This is a genomic window from Nonomuraea sp. NPDC049725 (assembly GCF_040674795.1).
Classification (GTDB): domain Bacteria; phylum Actinomycetota; class Actinomycetes; order Streptosporangiales; family Streptosporangiaceae; genus Nonomuraea; species Nonomuraea ceibae.
Genome location: NZ_JBFANJ010000043.1, coordinates 1 through 5,848, shown reverse-complemented (window position 1 = coordinate 5,848; position 5,848 = coordinate 1). Strand labels below are relative to the sequence as shown.

General features: G+C 76.1%; 7 protein-coding genes. 3 read left to right on the top strand and 4 right to left on the bottom strand.

Going from position 1 to position 5,848, the window contains the following annotated elements; genetic code table 11:
• Nucleotides 1-707, bottom strand: a 707-nt coding sequence (locus AB0J53_RS45195; RefSeq protein WP_364184585.1) for an NAD(P)/FAD-dependent oxidoreductase, incomplete at its 3' end; no start/stop codon positions are given.
• Between the two features lie 93 nt (nucleotides 708-800).
• Nucleotides 801-1,385 (bottom strand): TetR/AcrR family transcriptional regulator, encoded by a 585-nt coding sequence (locus AB0J53_RS45190; RefSeq protein ID WP_246647085.1) that lies wholly within the window; start codon nucleotides 1,383-1,385, stop codon nucleotides 801-803.
• A gap of 77 nt (nucleotides 1,386-1,462) precedes the next feature.
• On the opposite strand from AB0J53_RS45190, the gene AB0J53_RS45185 reads away from it, so the two are divergent.
• The 3 genes from AB0J53_RS45185 to AB0J53_RS45175 are packed head-to-tail and all read left to right on the top strand — an operon-like array spanning nucleotide 1,463 to nucleotide 3,559.
• A complete protein-coding gene (locus tag AB0J53_RS45185) occupies nucleotides 1,463-2,506 on the top strand; it encodes a hypothetical protein (RefSeq protein WP_364184582.1) in 1,044 nt (347 codons plus the stop codon).
• 13 nt (nucleotides 2,507-2,519) lie between these two features.
• Entirely contained in the window at nucleotides 2,520-2,687 is a 168-nt protein-coding gene (locus tag AB0J53_RS45180) for a hypothetical protein (protein ID WP_364184579.1), read from the top strand.
• A complete protein-coding gene (locus tag AB0J53_RS45175; protein ID WP_364184576.1) occupies nucleotides 2,684-3,559 on the top strand; it encodes a hypothetical protein in 876 nt (291 codons plus the stop codon). Before AB0J53_RS45180 ends, AB0J53_RS45175 begins: the two co-directional genes overlap by 4 nt.
• Before the next feature lie 41 nt (nucleotides 3,560-3,600).
• On the opposite strand, the gene lexA is transcribed toward AB0J53_RS45175, so the two are convergent.
• Both lexA and AB0J53_RS45165 read right to left on the bottom strand, forming a co-directional pair.
• Nucleotides 3,601-4,260, bottom strand: coding sequence for a transcriptional repressor LexA (lexA, locus tag AB0J53_RS45170; RefSeq protein WP_364184573.1), 660 nt, complete (start codon nucleotides 4,258-4,260; stop codon nucleotides 3,601-3,603).
• A 10-nt stretch (nucleotides 4,261-4,270) separates the two neighbouring features.
• On the bottom strand, nucleotides 4,271-5,122 hold the full coding sequence (locus AB0J53_RS45165) for a TIGR03619 family F420-dependent LLM class oxidoreductase (RefSeq protein ID WP_364184570.1): 852 nt from the start codon (nucleotides 5,120-5,122) through the stop codon (nucleotides 4,271-4,273).
• Between the last annotated feature and the right edge of the window lie 726 nt (nucleotides 5,123-5,848).

Here is a 5,848-nt window from a genome sequence, read left to right as displayed (position 1 = left end):
GGGCCGGCGCGGCCGGGCGCGCCGGCGGCGAACGCGTCCAGCAGGTGGCGTACGCCGGCGCGCATCGCGTCCGGGCGGCCCGCGACGCCCACGTGGGCGTGGCGGCCGTCGTCGATGACCCACCCCAGGTAGCCGGGGGCGATCCTGGGGTCGAGCACGCAGTGGAACGCCGGGACGGTCGTGCCGGACGCGACCGGGTGGACGAGCTCGGCGCCGACGAGGAAACGCCGGTTGACGTCGAGGCCGAGGTCGCGGGCCACCTGGGAGCGGGCGCCGTCCGCGCCGACGACGAACCGGGCCGCCACCGGCTCCGCCCCCTCGAACCGCGCCACTCCCGCCCGCACGCCGCGGAACCGTGCGCCCAGCCGGACCTGCGCCCCGGCCGACTCCGCCTCGTGGCGCGCGTGCTCGTACACGCCGGCCATGTCGGCGACCCGGTACTCGTCGCGGTCGCTGGTGAGGCGGATCGGCGCCCGCCGCGACGGCGGGTACAGCAGCACGTCGCGTACGCCGGGACCGAGCAGGTGGTCCGGCAGGTCGAAGTCGTCGAGGGTGCGGCGCACGAAGATGCCGGTCGTGCGGATGCCGGTCGTCAGCGTCCTGCGGCGCTCGGCCACCAGCACGTCCAGCCCCTGCCGGGCGAGCAGCCGGGCGGTGCTCAGCCCGGCCAGGCCCGCGCCCACGACCAGGGCGTCCACTGTCTGCATACCCTGCGACGCTAGGGGCGGCGCCCGGCCGGGGCGATGGTTTGCACGGTAACCGCCCGATACCTCCACAGGTCCCCCACATGCGGGGCGGCGTCAGGGCGGGGCGTCGAGGCTGCCGACGATGAGGGCGGTCAGCGCCTCGGCGGCCTCGGCGGCGGTGGCACGGCCCTGGTTCAGCTCGGCGGCGAGCGCGTCGGCCGCGCCGAGCACCCCGGCGCAGCGCAGCCGGAGCGCCTCGGGCGGGAGTCCGGTGTGGGGGCGCAGGGCGGTGGCCATCAGCTCCGCGTAGTCGTCGAACAGGTCGCGTTCGATCGCCTCCATCTCCGGGTTGCCCTTGAGCGCGGCGGAGACGGCGTGCCATTCGGGCATGTCGGTGGCGCAGGCGAAGTAGGCGGCGCTCAGGACGCGGGCGATCTCGCCGGGGACCGCCGGGGCGCCGCGCAGGGCCTCCTCCGAGGCGGCCCGGTGGCGTTCGTCGAGCCGCCGGTAGAGCGCGATGAGCAGGCCGGGCCGGGTGCCGAAGTGGTCGTAGACGATCGGCCTGCTCACCCCGGCGGCCTCGGCCAGGCTCAGCAGCGTGAGGCCGTCGGTGCCGTGGGCGCGCACGATCGCCAGGGCGGTGTCGAGCAGCTGCTCGCGCCGGGCCTGCTTGGACAGGCGGGTGGATCCGGTGGTCATCGTCCTCCTTGCATCGCCGCCCCAGCCTAAGCTACAAAGTGTAAGTTACAGAGTGTAGGTTAGCGAGAGGACACCCCGTGGAACACTCCGTACTCATCCTGGGCGGCTCCGGGCAGGCAGGCTCGGCGACCGCCGCCCTCCTGCGCCGATGGCATCCCGACCTGCCGCTGACGATCGCCGGCCGTGACCTCGGCCGCGCCCGCCGGGTCGCCGACGACCTGGGGGCCGCCACCGCCGTCACCGCCGACCTGGACCGGAGCGATCTCGGCCTCGCGGGCGACGCCGCCCACTCGGCGGTCGTGGCGACCGTGTGGGACAGCCGCCTGCACGGCCTGCGTTACGCGCAGGAGCGCGGCCTGCCGTACCTCAGCATCTCCAGCGGCCTCGTCGACATCGGGCCCGAGGTCGTCGCCGCCGCCGCGCGGCCGGGCGCGGCGCCGGTCCTGCTCGCCAGCCACTGGTACGCCGGGCTCGTCGTCCTGGCCGTGCTCGACCTCGCCCGGGAGTTCGGCAGGCTCGACAGCATCCGGGTCGGCGGCGTGCTCGACGAGCTCGACAGCGGCGGACCGGCGGCGGCGACCGACCTGGAGCGCCTGCTGGCCGCCACCTCCTCCGGGTACGTCCGCCGCGACGGCGTCTTCCACTGGGTCCCCGGCGCCGAAGCGCAGACCGAGGTCACCAGCGCCGACGGCACCGTGCTGCCCGCCCAGTACGTCCCCATCCCCGACGTGCCCAGCCTGGCCCTCGCGACCGGGGCGCCCGACGTCGGCTTCGCGTTCGCGTTCGGCGAATCCTCGGGCAGGCGGCGCGGCGGGCCGCCGTCCACCGAGGTCAGGATCGACCTCGGCGGCGTGGACCACGCGGGCGCGCCGCTCACGACCAGCCACTACCTCCTCCACCCCGAGGGACAGCGCCCGCTGACCGCGCTCGGCATCGCCCTCGGCGTCGAACGGCTGCTCGGCCTGCGCGGCGACCCCGTGCCGCCCGGCCTCCACACGCCCGAGTCGCTGATCGACCCCGGCTACGCGGCCGGGCGGATGGCGGAGATCGGCGTCACCTTGACCACGGCCGAGACTTCCGCTGACTCCGCCGATCGAGAATCGCGGAGGGCGCACCCGTGAGATGATCTAGTTCATGATGGGTCTGTCAGGCACGGGCCGCCCTGCCGGGCTCGCCCGGGCGTCGGCTGACGGCGCCGCCACGAGGTCCGACGGCGCGCCGCTGCCCGGGTCCGGCGCGCGACCGCGCGCCGGCGCCATGCCCGATGCGGGCGCGGGCGTGGGCGCGGTGGTCGCGTCGTGACGCGCGCCGCCGACCCCGACTTCACCAGCGTCGGGCGGATCGACGGCCTGCGCCCCGGCCAGGTCCCCGCCGCCGACGTCGAGCTGATCGACGGGCTCGACCCGCTGACGTGGCAGGTGGCCGTGGCCTGGCTCCAGGGCCGCCCGTCGGCGGCCCGGCGCCGCACCTGCCTGCGCGTCCTCGCCTCGTGGCTGCGCTGGCTGTACGCGGCCGAACCGGCGCTCGAACCCCTCGCGGCCACCGGGTCCCACCTGGACGCCTACTGCTACACCGCGCTCACCACCGGCGTCGGCCCCGCCGGCAGGCCGCTGGCCAAGGCGACCGTCTCCGGCAGGCGCGCCGTCCTGGCCTCCTTCCACGCCTTCGCCGAGGCGTCCGGCGCGACCCGGGCCCGGCGCTCCGCCGACGGCGCACCGCCGCTCACCCCGGCCGAACGGCGGCTGCTGCGCGGCGGCGTCGCCCGGCTGGCCGAGGACGGCAGGGCGGCCGAAGCCCTGGCCGTCGCGCTGCTGGAGGCCACCGGCGCGTCGGTCGACGCGCTGGCCGCGCTCACCGTCCACGACATCCACGCGCTGCCCGGCGGCGAACACCCCCTCGTGCTCGTCCTGCACGGCGAGCCCGAGGGGCCCGTCGCGTACCCGATCCCGCCGCGCGCCCGCCCGCTGCTGCGCGAGCTGTGCGGCGGCCGGGCCGCCGGCGAGCCCCTGATCACCGGCCCCCACGGGCGCGACGTCGACGCGCGCTGGGTCACCGCCGCGCTCACCGACGCCGCGCTGGCCGCCGGATTACCCCGCCACCGGGCCGAGCTCCTGCACCCGGGCCTGCTCCGGGCCGTCACGGTGACCGAGTTCGCCCGCTCGCACAGCTCCTGACACGGCTGGGGACGGCTGCTCGGACACTGCTCAGGCGCTGTTCAGACGCTGCGCAGGACCGACACCACGATGCCCAGCACCACCGCGTCGTCGCCGTCGATGACGTCGTACGCGGGATTGCGCGGCTCCAGGTAGACGTGCCCGCCGCGCCGGCGGAACACCTTGACCGTGGCCTCCCCGTCGATCATCGCCGCGACGATCTGGCCCGAGTGCGCCTCGGGCTGCTGCCGTACGACGACGAGGTCGCCGTCGCAGATCGCGGCGTCGACCATCGAATCGCCCCGCACCCGCAGGCCGAACACGTTGCCGCGCCCGGTGAGGTCGCGCGGCAGCGTCAGCGTGTCGTCCAGGCGCTCGTCCGCCAGGATCGGCGCGCCCGCCGCGATGTCGCCCACCACCGGCACGCTCACCAGGTCACGCGCCTGCTCAGGAGCCGCCCCGTGCAGGAACATCCGCACGTCGATCGGCCTGCTCACCGACGACCCGCGCGTCAGGAACCCCTTCTCCTCCAGGCTCCGCAGATGCTTCGACACCGCCGACGACGACCGCAGCCCCACCGCCCGGCCCAGCTCCCGGGTGCTCGGCGGGTAGCCGTGCCTGACCACCCAGTCGCGGATCGTGGCCAGGATGCGCTGCTGGCGCGGCGGCAGAGCCGAGACGTTCAGATGCTCGAACAGGTCAGGATCGTCGTAGGCGGTCACGTGCGAAATGCTAGGGCAGGAAACCGCACCGCTCGGCGAACGCCGACAGTTCCTCGCGCTGCTCACCCGGATCGGTGGCCGACGAACTCACCACCAGCCGCGTCACCCCCTGCCCGGCCAGCTCCTCGACACGCTCCCCGGACATGCCGATCGACCCGAACCGCGTGTACTCCAGCGCGTCCGGATCGCGGCCCGCCGCCGCGGCCGTCTCGCGGGCCAGCTCCCACTGCGCCGCCCGCTCCTCCGGCCCCAGCGCGCCGCCCGCGAAGTAGCCGTCCCCCCGCAGCCCCGCCCGCCGCGCCGCCGCCCGCGACGATCCCCCCACATGGATCGGCAGCCGCCCGGCGGGCTTCGGATAACTGCACAACGCCTCGAACGAGAAGAACTCCCCGGCGAACCCCACCCCCTCCTCCCCGCCCTCCCACAGCAGCCGCAGCACGTCGATCGCCTCGTCAGCGCGCCGCCCCCGCGTCCGGAACTCCACCCCCACCGCCTCGGCCTCCCCCGGCAGCGCCCCCTCCCCCACCGTGAGCAGCCGCATCCGGCCCTTCGACAGCACGTCCACCGTGGCCAGCCGCTTGGCCAGGATCACCGGATGGTGGTACGGCACCAGCAGCACCCCGGTGCCCAGCAGGATCCGCTCCGTCGCCGCCGCCACGAACGCCAGCGCGTCCAGCGGGTCCACGTACGGCAGCGTCGGCGGCAGCTCGAACGCCCCCACCTTGGCGCCCGGATACAGCACGACGTGCTCGGGCATGTACAGCGACTCGAACCCGCACTCCTCCGCCAGCCTGGCGAACCCCACCAGCTTGTCAGGATCGACCCCCTGATGCGGCGTCCCATAGCTGATCCCGAACTTCATCGCCCAACCCCCGATCACCGCCGCGCCCCGCGCGGCCCGCCCGAACCCCGCCACGCTAAAACCCTGACACCAACGACAAGTCAACCCCGCCCCCTGCCGCGAGAAGCCCCTGACTCCGAGCCCCGCCCCAGACCCGACCCACCCGGAGGACAACTGCGAGGACCCACCCCCGGCGACGGCCCACCGGGACGGCATGCGGGCACGCCCCCAACCGACCCCCCGGGAGGGCGGGGGCTGCGGTGGGCGCGACCCCGGTGCGCGACCCCGGGCGCCTGCCGGGAGCGGCCCACCGGGGGCGACGCGCGGGCGCACCAGAACGGGCCAGCCCGGAGGGCAGCCTGCGCGGGCCGCGACGCCCAGAGCGGCCTACCGGGAGCGGCCTACCGAGGTGCCGCGCGGGCCCAACGTCGCGGTCACCGGCACAAGCCCCCCTGGCCCGACCCAGCGGGAGGAAGTGGAGGCGGCGTGTGGCGGTCCGGGTCGGGGCCCCGGCCCGCTCGGTCGGGGCGCGGGGGCGCAACCGCTGGGGCTGGTCGGTAAGAACCAGGCGGCGGCCAGGCCGGGGCGGGGCCAGGCGCCGGCCGGGGCCCGGGGGCCAGCGGGGGCCAGGCCGGGGCAGGCGGCGGCCAAGCCGAGGGCGGGCGGCGGCCAAGCCGGGGGGCCGAAGGCGCGCGGGGCCAGGCCGGGGGCGGGCGGCGGCCAAGCGCAAGGCCATGATGTGGCGGG